The sequence below is a fragment of the Helicobacter bilis genome (assembly GCF_001999985.1).
GTDB lineage: Bacteria > Campylobacterota > Campylobacteria > Campylobacterales > Helicobacteraceae > Helicobacter_A > Helicobacter_A rappini.
In genome coordinates this window covers 132,428-149,505 of record NZ_CP019645.1, presented here as the reverse complement: position 1 = coordinate 149,505, position 17,078 = coordinate 132,428, and the positions used below count along the sequence as shown (strand labels likewise).

18 protein-coding genes are annotated in these 17,078 nt (G+C 36.0%); 12 read left to right on the top strand and 6 right to left on the bottom strand.

The annotated features are described in order from the left end of the window. Positions 1-228 precede the first annotated feature (228 nt). From XJ32_RS00650 to XJ32_RS13105, 8 genes are all read left to right on the top strand, one after another. Positions 229-1,074, top strand: a complete 846-nt coding sequence (locus XJ32_RS00650; RefSeq protein WP_004087083.1) for a fumarate hydratase — start codon at positions 229-231, stop codon at positions 1,072-1,074. A 253-nt stretch (positions 1,075-1,327) separates the two neighbouring features. After that, the gene (locus tag XJ32_RS00645; protein WP_004087082.1) at positions 1,328-1,966 is read left to right on the top strand and encodes a bacteriohemerythrin; all 639 of its coding nucleotides are present in this window, start codon (positions 1,328-1,330) and stop codon (positions 1,964-1,966) included. A 29-nt stretch (positions 1,967-1,995) separates the two neighbouring features. Continuing rightward, positions 1,996-2,670 (top strand): bacteriohemerythrin, encoded by a 675-nt coding sequence (locus XJ32_RS00640; protein WP_004087081.1) that lies wholly within the window; start codon positions 1,996-1,998, stop codon positions 2,668-2,670. A 28-nt stretch (positions 2,671-2,698) separates the two neighbouring features. Further along, on the top strand, positions 2,699-3,253 hold the full coding sequence (locus tag XJ32_RS00635) for a Fe-S-containing hydro-lyase (protein ID WP_004087080.1): 555 nt from the start codon (positions 2,699-2,701) through the stop codon (positions 3,251-3,253). A 130-nt stretch (positions 3,254-3,383) separates the two neighbouring features. Then, the gene (locus XJ32_RS11615; RefSeq protein ID WP_004087079.1) at positions 3,384-3,557 is read left to right on the top strand and encodes a hypothetical protein; all 174 of its coding nucleotides are present in this window, start codon (positions 3,384-3,386) and stop codon (positions 3,555-3,557) included. A 306-nt stretch (positions 3,558-3,863) separates the two neighbouring features. After that, positions 3,864-5,861, top strand: coding sequence for a transketolase (gene tkt / locus XJ32_RS00630; RefSeq protein WP_077387990.1), 1,998 nt, complete (start codon positions 3,864-3,866; stop codon positions 5,859-5,861). A 748-nt stretch (positions 5,862-6,609) separates the two neighbouring features. Next, on the top strand, positions 6,610-6,744 hold the full coding sequence (locus tag XJ32_RS13110; RefSeq protein WP_302475940.1) for a hypothetical protein: 135 nt from the start codon (positions 6,610-6,612) through the stop codon (positions 6,742-6,744). Between the two features lie 14 nt (positions 6,745-6,758). Beyond that, positions 6,759-6,890 carry a hypothetical protein gene (locus tag XJ32_RS13105; protein WP_302475939.1) on the top strand — a complete coding sequence of 44 codons (132 nt, stop codon included), beginning with the start codon at positions 6,759-6,761 and terminating at the stop codon, positions 6,888-6,890. A gap of 151 nt (positions 6,891-7,041) precedes the next feature. On the opposite strand, the gene XJ32_RS00620 is transcribed toward XJ32_RS13105, so the two are convergent. Next, positions 7,042-9,837, bottom strand: coding sequence for a phosphoenolpyruvate carboxylase (locus tag XJ32_RS00620; protein ID WP_077387988.1), 2,796 nt, complete (start codon positions 9,835-9,837; stop codon positions 7,042-7,044). An 80-nt stretch (positions 9,838-9,917) separates the two neighbouring features. Here XJ32_RS00620 and ilvC point away from each other — a divergent pair, with 80 nt between their 5' ends. Further along, positions 9,918-10,943: a ketol-acid reductoisomerase gene (ilvC, locus tag XJ32_RS00615; protein WP_077387987.1), complete on the top strand. Its 1,026-nt coding sequence runs from the start codon at positions 9,918-9,920 to the stop codon at positions 10,941-10,943. A gap of 590 nt (positions 10,944-11,533) precedes the next feature. Continuing rightward, complete coding sequence (locus XJ32_RS11610; RefSeq protein ID WP_155761413.1) at positions 11,534-11,692, top strand: hypothetical protein; 159 nt, start codon at positions 11,534-11,536, stop codon at positions 11,690-11,692. A 185-nt stretch (positions 11,693-11,877) separates the two neighbouring features. Here XJ32_RS11610 and XJ32_RS00605 read toward each other — a convergent pair whose 3' ends face one another. The 4 genes from XJ32_RS00605 to XJ32_RS00590 form a co-directional block, all read right to left on the bottom strand. Then, complete coding sequence (locus XJ32_RS00605; protein WP_077390005.1) at positions 11,878-12,378, bottom strand: hypothetical protein; 501 nt, start codon at positions 12,376-12,378, stop codon at positions 11,878-11,880. Continuing rightward, entirely contained in the window at positions 12,371-12,661 is a 291-nt protein-coding gene (locus tag XJ32_RS00600; RefSeq protein ID WP_004088200.1) for a DUF2018 family protein, read from the bottom strand. The genes XJ32_RS00605 and XJ32_RS00600 overlap by 8 nt, the downstream gene beginning before the upstream one ends. Positions 12,662-12,751: 90 nt before the next feature. Beyond that, positions 12,752-13,858 carry a hypothetical protein gene (locus XJ32_RS00595; RefSeq protein ID WP_077387985.1) on the bottom strand — a complete coding sequence of 369 codons (1,107 nt, stop codon included), beginning with the start codon at positions 13,856-13,858 and terminating at the stop codon, positions 12,752-12,754. A gap of 7 nt (positions 13,859-13,865) precedes the next feature. Further along, positions 13,866-14,129 (bottom strand): hypothetical protein, encoded by a 264-nt coding sequence (locus XJ32_RS00590; protein WP_077387984.1) that lies wholly within the window; start codon positions 14,127-14,129, stop codon positions 13,866-13,868. 61 nt (positions 14,130-14,190) lie between these two features. Between XJ32_RS00590 and XJ32_RS12450 the strand changes: the two genes are divergently transcribed. Further along, positions 14,191-15,684 carry a hypothetical protein gene (locus tag XJ32_RS12450; RefSeq protein WP_217332054.1) on the top strand — a complete coding sequence of 498 codons (1,494 nt, stop codon included), beginning with the start codon at positions 14,191-14,193 and terminating at the stop codon, positions 15,682-15,684. Here XJ32_RS12450 and XJ32_RS12445 read toward each other — a convergent pair. Beyond that, positions 15,658-15,876, bottom strand: a complete 219-nt coding sequence (locus XJ32_RS12445; RefSeq protein WP_217332053.1) for a hypothetical protein — start codon at positions 15,874-15,876, stop codon at positions 15,658-15,660. The two genes, XJ32_RS12450 and XJ32_RS12445, sit on opposite strands and share 27 nt — an antisense overlap. A 193-nt stretch (positions 15,877-16,069) precedes the next feature. On the opposite strand from XJ32_RS12445, the gene XJ32_RS00585 reads away from it, so the two are divergent. Continuing rightward, a complete protein-coding gene (locus XJ32_RS00585; RefSeq protein WP_077387983.1) occupies positions 16,070-16,954 on the top strand; it encodes a hypothetical protein in 885 nt (294 codons plus the stop codon). Positions 16,955-17,078 lie beyond the last annotated feature (124 nt).

Here is a 17,078-nt window from a genome sequence, read left to right as displayed (position 1 = left end):
TTTTATATTGTGGAGTTGCTTAATATGTGCTAAGTTACTGCGTGGATTCTAACATAGAAACAAGCAAATATTGTTAAGAAAGGTTAAGTTTTTTAAATAAAAGTTAAATATTTTTGCGTAATTAAACTTTTTTTAAACTCTAAAAGGATAGAATGCAACAATCTCATGGTTAATCGCCAAAATGATACACAAACCCAAAACCTTAGAATACAAAAGGAGCTATAAGACATGCGTGAAATACAATGTGAAACAATCTCAGAAGCCGTTAAAGAGCTTTGCATTAAAGCTTGTTGCATACAGACACCAGATATAAAAAATGCTTTTAAGAAAGCACAAGAAGTTGAGACTTCTGCTATTGGTAAGAATATTTTAGGCACATTAATAAAAAATGGCGAAATCGCACAAACAAATATGATGCCTATCTGTCAAGACACTGGTATGACTGTGGTTTTTGCAGAGATTGGGCAGGATGTGCATATTGTTGGTGGTTTATTTAGCGATGCGATAAATGAAGGGGTAAGACGCGGGTATAAAGATGGTTATTTGAGAAAATCTGTTGTCAATGAGCCTGTTTTTGAACGCAAGAATACAACCGATAACTCGCCTGCGGTTTTGCATACAGAAATGGTTATGGGCGATAAGATTAAAATCACGGTTGCACCAAAGGGTTTTGGCAGTGAGAATAAAAGTTTATTAAAAATGTTTGTGCCAGCAGATGGACTTGAGGGTGTGAAAAGTTTGTTTTTAGAGGCTGTTAAACTTGCTGGACCAAATGCGTGTCCGCCTATGGTGCTTGGTGTAGGCATTGGTGGGACTATGGAAAAGGCTGCGATTTTAGCAAAAAAGGCTGCTATCCGCTCAATAGATTCTAAGAATCCGCATCCAAAATATGCCGCATTAGAAGAAGAGTTATTGGAGCTTGCAAATAAAACAGGTGTTGGACCGCAAGGGCTAGGTGGCAATACTACCGCATTTGGTGTAAATATTGAATGGTATCCAACGCATATTGCGGGTATGCCTGTCGCAATTAATGTGAATTGTCATGCAGCACGGCATTATAGCGTTGAGTTGTAAGATTGTGAATCTATTTGTTGTGTTGTGCGTAGCTACTGGATTGCACTAGAGAGGTTGTTTTAGGCAGAATGGGTATTTAAATGGCAATTAAAGATAAAATGGACTTTATGTATTGTTGCAGGAAAAATCCATTTATTAAAGATTCTCTTATGAAAAGTTTTTTTGTGCCGATGGTGTATGATTTGGGAATGTTCTTTGCATTATTGATTATAAATATGTTATTCTAAAATATCTTGGGTTAAGGAGTAATGAAATGTTGTTGCAGTGGAATGATAAATATAGTGTTAAAAATTATTTGATTGATGAGCAACATAAAAAGCTATTTGAGCTTGCGAATATGGCGGATAATATGATTGGGAAGCAGACTGACCCAGCTGAGATTAAAAAAATGCTTGTCGCCTTGTTTGATTATATGAAAACTCACTTTAGAGATGAAGAAGTCTATATGGAAAGCATACAATATCCCTCTCTTGAGTTACATAAAGAAAGACATAAACAGATTGTGTTTGAGATGACAAATCTTGTAAAAAATATGAAATATGATTTTAAACAACAACTTGTGATTATCATGGAGCAATGGCTTTTAAAGCATATTTTGCAAGAAGATATGGAGTATGCAAAACATTGTGAAGAAATGAATGAAAAGCGATCCATGCAAAAAGCAGCAACACCAGCTGCAAGTAGTGAAGATAATGCGTTGTTAAAACAAGCTGAAATGACTTCAGGGAAAAAGCAAGAAACAAAAAAAGGTATCATGCATATGTATAGCTGTTTGTGCGGGAAGACTTATAATATTAAGCCAGATATACATGCAAAAATACAGGCGGGAGATGGTGTAAAATGTCAGGATTGCACCACATTTATTAAGTATATTACAGACATTGAAGTTTAAGTGTGTTTTTGGATTCTAAAGGATAGTGTGTGCTACCTAAGTGGAGTAAAGAATATAGTGTTCATAACTTTATGATTGATGAACAACATAAAAAGCTATTTGAGCTTGCGAATATAGCAGATAATATGATTGGCAAACAGACAAATCCACTAGAGATTAAGCAGGTTTTGGTTGCTTTATTTGACTATATGAAGACTCATTTTAGAGATGAGGAAGCCTATATGGAAAGCATACAATTTCCAGCATTAGAAACGCATAGAGAACACCACAAAGAGATTGTGTCTGAGATGACCTTGCTTATAAAAAATATGAAATATGACTTTAAGCAGCAACTTGCCATAATTACTGAGCAATGGCTTGTTAGGCATATATTGCAAGAAGATATGCGTATTGGAGAATATCAGCAAGAAATGCTAGAAAAGAAAAGGGCGAAGGAAAACAAAGAGTTAGAATCTGAAAACAATATATTAGAAGATGCGTTTGTAGAATCCGAGCATTCAGCCCAGAGTAAGCCAGAAAATAATCCTACTCTAAATAGCACAAAGGCAATTCAAAAAGATAGCGTGTTGCATATTTATAGCTGCATGTGCGGTAAGGTGTATAACATTTCAGATCCTATCCATGCACAGATACAACAAGGCAAAAAGATATATTGCAAACATTGCAATACAAATATTACTTACATTAATGATATGAAAGTGTAGGTAATACAACTTATTTTAAGGAGATATTATGTCAGAAATTAGATTGCAAGCCCCATTTACTAGAGAAGAAGGCAAGAAGTTACGAGCAGGTGATACGGTATTAATATCTGGGACTATCATTGCAGCAAGAGATGCTGCACATAAGGCACTTACAGAAGCGTTGGCGCGAGGCGAAAAGCTGCCAGTTGATTTGGTAAATCAAACTATTTACTATTTAGGACCAAGCCCTGCAAAGCCCGGTAATGCTATCGGATCTGCAGGACCTACGACAAGTGGCAGAATGGATAAATATACGCCTACAATAATAGAGCAGGGCATAAGCGGTATGATTGGCAAAGGCTATCGTAATCAAGCAGTTATTGATTCTATGAAAAAGCATGGTGTTGTTTATATGGTTGCGGTTGGCGGTGCTGCTGCTTTGATCTCTAAATGTATTCAAAAATATGAAGTCCTTGCGTATGAAGAGCTTGGACCAGAAGCAGTTGCAAGACTGACTATTGTTGATTTTCCAGCTATTGTTGCCATTGATAGTGATGGTAATAATTTTTATGAGCAAGGGCAATCTGCGTATAAGCAAATATAGGAATTTACATTTTGCGTTTTTGCGTTGCAATGTTATGCAACGATGATAATATTATAGTTGCAACTTTTACTTTTAAGGTATTAACTTTTTTATACTAGAATACAGCCCTATATAATCACAAGGAGCGTTTATGCAGTTTTTACAATTGGGTCTCATTTTTGTCGTTTTGATTTGTCTTACCATTATTATCTTTAAGATACTTGGTTTCGTGTTGCCGCTTATTTTATGGCTTATGGGGATTGTTTGCGTTGGTGCTATCATTGCCCTATTTGGTGTGCTTTTTTACAATCTCATGAAGAAATAGCGTATTGTGTTTTTTATAAAATTATTTGAATGCTAATGAATGGGGTGGTTGCCCTTTTATTTTAGTCATGTTTGCATGTGTTACTGGTGATAAAATCTTTATTTAAATATGATTGGTATGTAGAATTTGTGGATAATAGTCCCTTGCATTCTATTGCTTTTACTATATTAAATCTCTTTTTATATGTCGATTGTGCTGGATTTGCTTGTAGTCTAATCATACTGACTTAATGTTTAATTAATTTTTTTGTCTTATTGGGTAGAATCAGTTGCATAATTACATTTATTGTGTTGAAAAAGGAAAAAGATGACGCATGAACAAATCGCAAATGAGTTAAGAATGCTTTGTGCTGATATGGTGCAAGAAGCAAATAGTGGGCATCCGGGTGCACCTATGGGACTTGCTGATATTGCAGTTGTGTTAGCAAATCATATTAATATTTATCCGCAAGAAGCAAATTGGATTAATCGCGATAGGTTAGTATTTAGCGGTGGACATGCGAGTGCCTTGCTTTATGCGTTATTGCATTTGTGGGGTTATGATATAGATACGCAGGATTTGCGTAATTTTCGCAAACTTCATTCAAAAACGCCCGGTCATCCAGAATATAAACACACACATGGTGTAGAGATTACGACAGGTCCATTAGGGCAGGGTGTGGCAAATGCGGTAGGTTTTGCTATGGCGGCAAAACGCGCAAAGGCTATGCTTGGTAGCGATGTGATTAATCATAAGGTGTATTGCTTTTGTGGTGATGGTGATTTAGAAGAGGGCATTAGCTATGAGGCTTGCTCTCTTGCTGGACATCATGGACTTGATAATTTGATTCTCATCTATGATAGCAATAACATCAGTATTGAAGGCGATATAAGTATCGCTTTTAGTGAAGATATTGGGGCGAGATTTAGGGCGCAAGGCTTTTTTGTGATAGAGATTTGCGGACATGATTATGCACAGGTTAATAACGCATTACTAGAAGCAAAACAATCATGTAAGCCAACATTAATCATAGCAAAGACGAAAATTGCAAAAAATGCGATCGGCTTAGAGGGTAGTCATCACGCGCATGGTGCGCCTTTAGGACATGAAGTCATACTTGAGAGTAAGAAGCAAATGGGCTTTAGTAGCGAAACTTTTCGCATAAGTGAAGAGAGTAGAACCCATTTTAAAGAGACTGCAATAAGGGGAGAGAAAGCTTATCAAGCATGGCTCACTACCTTGCAAAAAAACGGACAAGAAAAGAATCTTGAAATGCTATTAAAAAAAGATTTTAGCAATGTTTCATTTCCCATGTTTAATAGCTTAGATTCTAACCACGCAAACGATCTGCAAAAACAAGAGGGTAGGGCAGGGCTATCCTATCAAAACGCAATAGCTACAAGGGCTAGTAATGGCAAGATTCTAAATGCTATTGCACAGGCAAATATGGGCTTTATCGGTGGGAGTGCAGATCTTGCTCCAAGCAATAATACGACATTAAAAGATTCTAAAGATTTTCCACATGGCAACAATATGCACTTTGGTGTGCGAGAACATGCTATGGGTGCGATAAGTAACGCCTTTGCAAATTATGGAATCTTTACGCCGTTTTGTGCGACTTTCTTTGTATTTAGCGATTATTTATCGCCTAGCATTCGTGTGGCAAGTCTTATGAAAGCACAGGTTTTTTACATTTTTACACATGATTCTATCGGTGTTGGTGAAGATGGAGCGACACATCAGCCAATAGAGCAGTTAAGCCATTTACGCGCTATGCCAAATCTATTGAATTGGCGTGTAGCCGATGCGAATGAAAATGCTTTAGCATGGCAGGTCGCGCTCACCTTGCAAACGCCACAAAGCTTTATCCTAACAAGACAGAATCTTCCCTTAATACAATCAGATTCTATGAATCTAGAGAATGTAGCAAAAGGGGCTTATATCATCTCGCATTCTTTATTGCTGACGGATTTTACGCAATCAAAAAGCAATACGCATAAGATTACATTACTAGCAAGTGGGAGTGAAGTGCATTTAGCCATTAAAGCACAAGAAAAGCTAGAGAGTGAAGGCATTGCAACACAGGTTGTATCCATGCCTTGCTTTGAGTTGTTTTTGCAGCAGGGTAGGGCGTATAGCCTAAGTCTTTTTGGAGATTCTAAAGTCTTTGCTATTGAAGCACAAAGGGGATTGGAACTATACAGATTTGCTGATAGTGTGCTAAGTATGGAATCTTTTGGGGCGAGTGGCAAGGGTGATTTATTATTTGAGCATTTTGGCTTTAGTGTTGAGAATATTTGTAATAATGTGAAGTCTTTATTTTAAATATTACTCTGTGCGTATGGACTTGATAGTCTATAAAATTATGATTTTATGCGATTAATTGCAACTATATAAAAGATAAAATGTAGTTTCTATTCTCACAAAATACAATATTTACTCTCTGTTTTGTCATTTTGATATATTAATTTGTTACATTTTTACCACATATTTTCAATTTTTTATACTTTTTCATAATTTTATTATATTGCTTAAGTATGTTATAAGGGGGGGGGGGGGTAGAATACATCGTGCTTGTGAAAAGTAGCTTTGTAATGTGGGACATTGGGATTTTACTTTAAAGTAGCTTTTAGGTGATTGCAATTAATGCAAATGAATTTGCAAGTAAATGCAAAAAGATTGTAAAACTTTAAACAAACACTCTCAATAAGCACTATTTAGCTATCTAGTCCAAGCATATATAAATATGGGAACTCTAACAGGGGAGGGTATACCAACCCTAGAGTAACCCACAACACATTCTAAAATAAGGAGCAGCACATGTTATATCACATTGCAAACAAAGGACATAGAGTTACCTTAGCAGCACTAACAGCCGCATTATTGGTAGCTTTATTCAGCACTAAGGCACAAGCAGAGTATACTTTTAAGAACTCAGACAGGACTATAGAGGCGAGGATTCATGGCATTAATGGGAGCTGGGGGGGGGGGGGATTATATATGTCCTGTCCAACTAAGTGGGCTGGACAGGACACATTCCAACTATTACAGTGTCTACCTTAAACTTAAGGATATGAAGGACGGACACGAAACTAGCATTGCAGACCTAGGGGCAGATGTCTTATTGGATTCTGAAACCCTTAAACTTAAAAAACTAAGTGCTGGACTTCATGACAAGGCTTATGAGGAGGTTATAAGTCAGCAGTAGAAAAGACGGGACTAATGCTACTAGACGGCTGTGCTAAAGGCTGGGATTGTTACAAGGTCATGGGGGGGGGGGGCGAGGAATGTAAAGCAACAGTCAAATATTCCCCACAAGAGTTAATCAAAAGAGCAGAACACTACCTAAAGTAACATAATCAAAACTCAATATTGGAGACATTATACATGACACAAAACACGACAATCAAACTCAAACACAACAAGTATATGTCTCCAAACCTACATTAAGATTTTCTAGTGAAATTCAACTTAAATTTATCGCTTAAAAGCCTTAGCTACAATCTCACCCCGTGTTTCTAATACCTTGTGCGATACCAATGATTGTGCCATGGATTTGTTCCATAAGGCGATGACGCAGGTCTTCATATTGGGCTTGTTTATATTTCCTTACAAGCTCGATTTGCAAAAGGCTTAAAGCTTTAATATTTGGCATACGCGTAAGGATAGTCTCTCTTACTTCCTTATTGCTATCTAAAAGCTCGTTTTCATTACGCGTGATGAGTAGCCACTCAAGTGTTTCATTATATTCATTATGGATTTTACTCCAAATACTTTGCTTTAATCCAAAGTCTTGCACAAAGTCATTATACATTTCTGCTATCTCCATATCAACTTTAATGAAGCCTTGCACGATATTATCAATCGTAGTTTTAAAAAATACAGAATCTTTATAGCAATCTTGCAGCAACTGCTTATCGCCTATTCCCTTTAACGCACTACCTAAGCCATACCATGCTGGGATAATGGATCTATTTTGCGTCCATGCAAATACCCAAGGGATAGCACGCAAGTCTTCTACTCTCTGTGTGTCTTTTCTCTTGCTGGGGCGAGAGCCTAAGTTTAGATTCTGTATAAATTCTATCGGTGTAGCTTGTTTAAAATAGCTTACAAAATTTGGCGTTTCATACACTAAATCTCTATAAGTGCGATATGAGATTCTAGAAAGCTCTTCTAGCTTTGGTAGATAGGGATCTACATCGCATTTAATCTGTATATTTTTATCAACGAGAACAGAATCTAGATTCTTTGTATTTTGCACCCCACCATTTGAGTTAGGATTAAGATTCGCACAAAAGTTATCATGCACCGCTTTTTTCAAAAGACTTGCTAGAGTAAGGGCAAAGCTTCTAATAGCTACGCGTGGATTAAGATAGCGAGATGAGATGATCTCACCTTGTTCTGTTGTCTTCAAAGTTGTGCCGATACTACCGCGTGGAAATGCTAAAAGTGCGCTTTCAAGCTGTCCGCCACCACGACTAATGCTACCACCTTTGCCATGGAAAAGCATGAAGTGAATGCCTAGTCTTTGTTCTAATTTCACAAGGTTTGAAATCGCTTTATAAAGAGAATAATTAGAAGTAAAGATTCCACCATCTTTACTAGAATCAGAGTAGCCTATCATAATCTGTTGTGCGTTGCCAGAATCTTTTAGATATTGTCTGTAATGCTCGTTTTTACTTAGCACTTCTAGAATCTCTTGTGCGTTTTCTAAGTCTTCTATGGTCTCAAATAGCGGTGTGATAAAGATTCCAGACTTGCCATCTTTTATGATACATTCACCATTATCAGTTGTTTTTACCTTGCCTTTTTGCCATAATCCACTGCAGTATGCAAGATATAGCACAGCAAGTAAATCACTAGCGGTTGTTGTCATGGATACAATCACACTTTTTAAAATATCCTTGCTGATTGCCTTTTTCGCCCATAAGATTCTTAAAAACGCATTGAGTGTATGGCGAGTTTGAGAGCTTACTTCCCATAAAATGCTATTTAGATTTAGCGGCGGCTCACTTAAGACTTTATTGAGAATCTCAATTTTTTTTGACTCATGTCTGTGTATAAAATCACTATCAGTATAGCCAAGAAGACATAGGACTTCAGAAACTGCATTCATATACATATCCCTATGCTCTCTAAAGTCAAGCTGCATGAGATGGAAACCACCAAGCAATACAAGATTTCTTAAACTCTTTAGTCGCTTTGCAGCAATAGAATCCAGTGAAGCAATAAGCATATCAATATCTTCTAAAAGTTCTTTTGGATTTTGATAGGTAAAATCTACTTCGCCTACTGCATTGACTTTTAATAAATGATTCTGTAACTTCAATTTAATGAGATTAAGCTTTGCGCGGAATGGCTCTCTTTCATGAAGCTTTAATGATGTTTGATTGAGATAGCTCTTTTCTTTTTGTAACGATTTTTGTAATTCTTTACTTGGAGTGCAAAAATCAACAGATAATGATAGCTCTCTTATGAGTTTATTAATCTCTTTTATATAGGTTTGTATGATTAATTCATGTTGCATTTTCATAACGCGTGTCATCATCTCATTACTTACAAAAGGATTGCCATCTCTATCGCCACCTATCCAGCTACCAAGCTTTATGGGGGATATTTTTAGCGGCTTATTTAGCCTATTTGAGACTTGATTTAGCACCCTTAAGGCACTAGGTAAAATGCTATTTTCAATGATAAATAAAAGATTATCAAGCTCAAAAATTACTTCAAGCTTTTCACTACGCACCAAATGGCTTTTCCACAAAAGGTGTAACCTATACTTAATACTTTCTCTACTTTGGGCTATCTCCCTATCTTTGTAGGGGATTTGCTCACTTGGCATATATGAGAACTGCTCTATTTTTTCCAGCTCTCTTGTAATCTCTTGATGGGCTTCAAGGAATGTGCGGCGGCGAGATTCTGTTGGGTGTGCGGTAAATACAGGATAGAATCTAATAGATTCTAATACTCTATCGCAATCAATTCTATCAAAGCCTTCTTCTTCAAGATTCTTATACGCAGTAGCAATGCTTCTTGATACACTTGCGATTTTTGCTTGTTCTTGCTCTTCATAGATATTTAAGATGATATTATGCAGAGAACATGCTTTGATAACGCCCATTAAATGCTGACTCTCACTTATTTCATGGAAAAGATCTTTAATCTTTGTGGAATCTGTATTTTTATCTCTTAGAGAATTGAAAAGCATGAGAAATGTTTCTTTGACTTCTGGGCTATTTTCTTCAATGACTTCAAGCAGAATTGTTTTTAAAAATTCATATTTGCATAATTCTTGTTGCATTTTGTCCCCTTTTCTCGTGAATTTATGATATTATATACTCAATTTTTATTTTTTAAGATGAAATTTTAAAGGAATGTAACATGGCATTACAAGTATATTACGATAAAGATTGCGATTTAGGGCTAATTCAGGGCAAAAAGGTAGCCGTCATTGGCTTTGGGAGTCAGGGGCACGCACACGCGGAAAACTTGCGAGATTCAGGTGTAGAAGTTATCATCGGGCTGTATAAAGGCGGCTCTAGCTGGGCTAAGGCAGAGGCAAAGGGCTTTAGGGTGCTAGAAGTAGCTGCGGCGACAAAAGAAGCTGATGTGATTATGATCCTAATCCCCGATGAGTTGCAAGCTGATGTGTTTGCTAAAGATATTAAGCCAAATTTGAGTGAAGATAAAATCATCGCCTTTGGACACGGCTTTAATATCCACTTTGGACAGATTCAAGCTCCAAAAGGTGTAGGCGTGATAATGGTTGCCCCTAAAGCTCCCGGACACACGGTGAGAAGCGAGTTTGTAAAAGGTGGTGGAATCCCAGATCTAATCGCCGTGGAGCAAGATACAAGCAGGGGCGATGCAAAGGCGATTGCCCTAAGCTATGCAAGTGCGATTGGCGGTGGCAGAAGTGGCATTATAGAAACAACTTTCAAAGATGAGACAGAAACCGATCTCTTTGGCGAACAAGCCGTGCTTTGCGGTGGCGTTACAAGCCTTGTAAAAGCGGGGTTTGAAACGCTCGTAGAAGCGGGATACCCTGAAGAGATGGCGTATTTTGAGTGTTTGCACGAGCTAAAGTTGATTGTGGATTTAATCTATGAGGGCGGACTTGCAAATATGCGATACTCTATCTCAAATACCGCAGAATACGGCGATATGGTAAGTGGTCCAAGAGTGATAAATGCAGAATCTAAAAAGGCAATGAAAGAGATTCTAAAAGATATACAAGAGGGACGCTTTGCAAAAGACTTTATTTTGGAGCGAAAGGCTGGATATGCTAGAATGAATGCGGAAAGAAAGAATCTAAACGCTCACAAAATTGAAAAAGTCGGCGGCAGACTAAGGGCGATGATGCCTTGGATTGGCGCAAATAAACTTGTGGATAAGGATAAAAACTAGATAGATCTGTTTTTATAGCAAAACGCACATTGTTTAGTGTGATATGCATTGAGTGTTGCACAAGTGCGTATCAACTATAATTGAGCTTTAATTTTGTCTTTGGTGTATAGACTATCAAGAATGTTTCATTGTCGTATCTTATACAAACTTCTAACATATATCTTTTAAATTTTTGCTTCTTTGTTTTTTGGCAATTTCGATTATAAGGATTACGCCTTAAAATCCACATCCACTCAGCTTTGATGCAGAATGCGATTTTTATTCAAATAAGCTAGGTGTAGAGCGCAAGGAGTGCAAAATGGTTCTAAAATAGCTTGTTATATTGAGTGTAAGCAGACATCCAATATAAAATCTAGGCAAAATCTAAATTCCAAAATAAATTCAAATATTTTTTCTCTTTTTACAAAAGCTCGCACAAGCAAAGAACTCTTGCCTACACTTGCAAAAAAAATGATAGAATTCCGGATTCCAAGATAATAAAGACAAAGTTGTAGAATCTTATTGTGAAGCGATTATAGAAAAACATAGAGAGCGAATAGAAAGCAAAGGCTTTAAGATTGTTAAGACAAGCAAGGATACAAAATGGGTAGGTGAAACAGATTGTGATTAAGCTTAAAATCGTGGTAAATATTATTTTGGCTTTGGCATGCAATGTTCTAGTCCCAGTATTAAAAGCAAATATACCTGTTTTTGTGTGCGACTTTTTGGCAAATATACAGACGCAAGGAATCCCCCCCCCCCCCCATTAATACAAAAGCCACAGAGTTTTTAGGTATTAAAATGAATGAATAGTGGCTTAAAATCGGCATACAGACAAAAAGGAAATGCTAGAAAATGAGCTAAAAAAAGGTTTTTAGAAGCTAGAATTTCATGCTTATATTGATAAACTTGTCTTTAAAGCACTTTAATTTATACAAATTCCTACCCCAATAATCTACTGCCGTGTAAAATCCATATCTCCAAAGCCAGTGATTTTTAAATGTGCAATGGTTTTCTCATCATTAAATGGATCATCAATACCCATAAATGTTATACGCAATTGCGGTTGCTTTGGGCTTCTATTTACACCTTGTGGGTCAAGTAGATTGAGTGTAAAGCTATTTAGTCTATAATCCTTATAAAGTATAAATTGATAGGGATAGTTATCATAACGCATAAGGACTACAAGCCCTTGATTACGATATAAAGTCCAACGCAAAGTAAAGTTTTTTGTGGCACTCATACTTTGGGAATCTTTTGATGCACTAATGGTTGCATATACTACTTCATCTTTTTTCAGATCTAGGTCAATCTCTGTTGTCGGCATAATGCCTTTTGTATGGCTTATCGTGTAGCAACATAGCATTATTAATACAATAAAAAGGCTTTTTACATACTTTTTACGGGTCAATAGCATATTGACTACCATCATATAGTCTTTATAGTATCTATTCATTTTCACTGAGAATCTTTGCCATAGATTCAATAGCTAGGCTATTTTTCTTTTCTAAGAATCTTTTCTTAAACTCTGCATCATGGTGGATATTATAGAAAAACTCACGAAGATTTGTAGGCTTTTCTTCCGCTTCAAATGCCATTTCATATAGAGCTAATTCTTCTAATAATCGCTCTATTTCTTTACTAGCAAGTGTGCGACTAGCATTAAAAATAACTTCTTTCCATTTATCGACTGGGCTGCCTTCAAAAACTTCCATGTTGTCAAGTGGATTTTCCCACATGTTTTATCCTTTCTGTTTAGATTAGGGTATTTTTACATATTTTTTGTTTTTATGCAAGGTTTGGAGTTATTTTAAAACCATACAGAGATATTATTGTTGCATTTTGTCTTGCCTTTGCATAATATTCACAATATGTTTTAAGTCATAATCTTTTATTTTTTGCTCCATTGCATTGAGATATGTTTCTATGTTTTCTGCGGTAAGAATATTTGTGTTATTTTTTATGGAATCTAGCTGCATAGAACTTAGGCTTGTGTGATAATGTGTGCCATCGATGAAATTTCCTAGATTATCCGCATAGGCTAAGTCATCAAAGCCATATATTTTCATATTGCTATACCTTGTGCTTTCTACAACAAAATATTTCATAACTTCTCTCCATACATAAAACTCACTTGCTGGCTGTATCCTATATATTAGCCTTGTGTGTGTTGGCATGATAAAGTGAAATGTCGTGTTTGGATTATCCCTTACAAGTGAAAAAATATTGTTTTCAAGATAGTTAATATGTGGTTTCATATCTATATGTTTGGGGTTTATCTCCCATGTTTTTTGTGCTGATTCTAATATTTTAGAATCTAGCTTTTCGTTGCGATTATTCTCTAGCCATTTTATCTCCCCTTGTTCTCTATCAAGGGATATATCATTTTGTCGCATGATTTGCTTATAGCTATCTCTATCGCCAATACATTTTGGACTATTTGACCAAGTTAATGCACAACCTATAAAGTTTAAATCTAGATATAACTTCATATTATTTAGCATTCTATCATCATAAAGATAGTTAAAGCTATCTGTATTGCTATTATGTATAACCTCAATCCAATCAAGTGAGATAATCATTTGCGCTATCTCTTTTTTCTTAAAAGCATACTCTAGCACCACAGCCTTATCGTGCATACTAGAGCCACTCATAGACATATTAACCCAACTTCCGCCAAGCTTTTCTTCTGCTTCCTTATAAGACATGCCAAACATCATTGATGAACCCATAATTATAGAATCAAACTCATAAAAATCCATCAATGCCTTATTCTGCATTCTTGAATGCACTCTTAACTCAAAAAATTTCGTATCTCTAAAATATGGCTTATGCCACACCTGTCCTGCATCATACAAATATAACATTATCCCAATAAACATAATAAAAGGCAGGGGTAAAAGCACTACACCTAAGCAAAATCTTTTATAACTCATCTATTTCCTAAAAGTTAAAATATAAGAATGGCTCATAAGGCTTTAAACCAAGCATTATGATAGGAATATATAGAACAAACATTGTGATAATAAAAGTCAATACATTTGCCTTAAATCTTTGTGTATATTCAATACTATTTTTACAAGCTAAACATAAAATAAAAGCTAACACAAGATATATAATCGTATCATTTCTGCCTTGTATCGCATTTAAAAAATGCGGGATTAATCTCGCATTATAAGGCAACTCCACCCACACAATACCAAACATTCCCTTAAGTAGATTTAACGCCCCCTCTACATTTTCAGCTCTAAAAAACACCCAAGTAATATTGATAAAGTTAAAAGTAATAAACCAGCATAGAATCTTGTATTATCTAGATACCCTGCGTGCTATGGCACTATTTGCTAAGGCTTACACTTGGGATAGTGCAGCAGATTCGTTAGAAGGGATATATGATTGGGCTACTACTAGATTTGGTGATAATAAAACAGAAACAAAGCTTAGAGATATTAATCTATTAGACCAAAAGAATAATGCTAGTATGCAGGTTGTTGGTCGTGGGGCAGAAGCTGATGAGCTTGTAAGAATGTTTAGGATTACTGAAGGGCAGTTAGCAGTAAGCCAAGAGGCTTTTAAGATATACAGACATGAAACAAAGGAAGCTTTACTAGACTACATAAAAGCAGATTCTAAAGATAAAGATAAGAAATGGGAAACTTATCAAAAGTCTTTAAGTAAAGTAAAAGAAGCTTATGATAAATCTCCTGCTAAAGCGTTTGCAAATAATGAGTTAATCTCTAAAGCTATGACAATGAAAAATCAGCATGATTATGGCAGATTTGTATTAAATCTCTTTAAAAACCCTGATGAGAATAGAGAATTAGCACAACAATATATAAATGATTTAGCAGATATATTAAGGCTTGATGATAACTTTAAAGATATAGATGAAGTGGCAATCACAAAAAAAGGGGAAGTTGTTGTAAAAAGGGGTGATTTATACGAGTTGGTAGGCGGTGAAGGTGCTTTAGAAAGTATATTGCACGGAATGCACGATAGCTTGAATGAAATCACTGCTGGTATTTTAACAGGTATGGCAGTTGGCACTAGAACTTATCAAAAAACTAAAAATCCTACTGCTGCACTTGGTGCTGGAATAGTTGGCACTGCGTTTGGCTCTGCTGGTGGTGCTATTGTAGATGAGCATGTAAATGCTATTAAAACAGGGTTTATAAACAAAGACTATGGATTAAAAAGGGCAAATGAAGCATTATTGCTTAGTGCGGTAGCTGATGTTGTTTTGTTAGGTGCTGGGAAAGCTATAAAAACGATTAAAAATGCTAACCTTGATGGCTTAAGTGGAATTGGCAATAAGATTGTAAATGAAACTCAAAAGTTAGCAAATGGCAATGTAAATGCAGTTACAAACTTCCTAGCTAAAAATGCACTTGATAATAACGAGAGAGAGGCTATAAAAGAAGCCGCACAAAAAGAGTTTTTAAATGGAAAAAGTCTTGCTGATTATAAGAGTGATTCAAGCATTCCTAAGCTAGAGAGGCTTAAAAACGCTTGGCAGTATGAAAAGTTTATCAATAAAGAGAGTATGACAAAAGGTAAAGACAAGCTAGAAGCCTTAAGTAAAGAGTTTGAAAGCTTTCAAACTACAAGTATGGAATCTAATCGTCCTATTATGAGTTTAATGCAGGATATGTTTGAGGGCAAGGCTACTTTTGTAATGCGTTGTCTTGCGGACACTTTTAAGGGATTCTTCGCAAAAGTCTGCGGTCATTACCAATTAGGTAACTCCCTTGACTTTTGCTAGAAAACCCTTAAAATTGCCTCGCAATACTGCCGCACAGAGAGTTGGCTTTGTGTCATTTTGACCTTGAGCGAAGCGAAAGGGAAAAATCTCTACTTGCATAAAGGCTAGTTTGCTAACGCTCAACATGACAAGGATAGCATGACAAGGTATTAAACCTTGCAAAACGACAAAACCATATTCTAGCAATTGCATTATGGCTTTTTGCAGGTGTGGGCAAATTGCTTGTGCAATGTGCGTGATTTTTTTAAAATTTTGACTAGGAGTTACCTTTTTGGTAATGACTAGTCAAAATTTTAAAAACTTGCAAAATGTATAATCAAGTGCGAATATTATATTATTAAGAAGCATTCCACATGTAACAAACGCAGGGCAGACTATAAACGCAATGCTACAAAAGCTAGAAGCAAGGGGTATTAAAAGCTTTGATGATGATATGCTTGAGTTCATAGAGCCAAATCTAAATATTGATGATTTACTCAATATCCGCAAATACTACAATGATATATTAAGAAGTAAAGATTTTAAAAATGCAAGTTTCAAACATTTACAAGCCATTAATAAAGAGATAGATTCAGCAGTAGAGAATGCCTTGCAAGATATAGCACAGCAAAGTGGCATTAATACAGCAAAGCTTTTAAAGAATTATAAAGATATAAACAAAGAGTATGCAGACTATGCGAAGTTTAAAGAGAGTGATTTCTATAAAGATAGTGTAAAGACTAAAAAGAGAGAAAAAGACTTAAGCGAAGATAACTTTAATAAAGCTATACTCAAACAAGCACAAAGAGAAGAAGGCTTTAATAACAAAGTCTTTAATCGCATTGCAAATAATACTGATACAAACTTACAAGCCCAAGCTATAAAAGAACTCATACAAAGAAATATAGCCAATGGGAATGGACAATTTAGGGCGGTTAAATGGCAGGAATTAATACAAGATTTAGAGAAGATAGAACATAGCATTACAGATGAAGGCTTAAAGAATCTAGTCTCAAATCTCAAACAAGCACAAAGGCTATATAATGGCGATAATGAGTTTTTACAAGCAATACAGCGAAGTGTAGGAAGCAAACCTGCAAATGTATTAATAAGCAGTGCTAATGGATTATTTGGTAGAACGCTTTTATTATTCTATAACTTCGTGCATAAGATAATGGCTAGATTTGCAGGGGCTTTAAGTGAAAATCTAGCACATCAAAGCTTAGAAGACCAACTAAGCCTTTATAGAAAGGTAAAGATTCTATGCGGAAGTATTGCAAGGCAATTTTAAGGGTTATCGAGTGAAAGGCGAAGGGAGTGTATTAAGCATACATGACCAAGCCTTGAGCGAAGATTCCCTTAAAAGTGTCCGCAAGACAACGCATTTAATTTAAAGAGATACAAAAGACTTTATA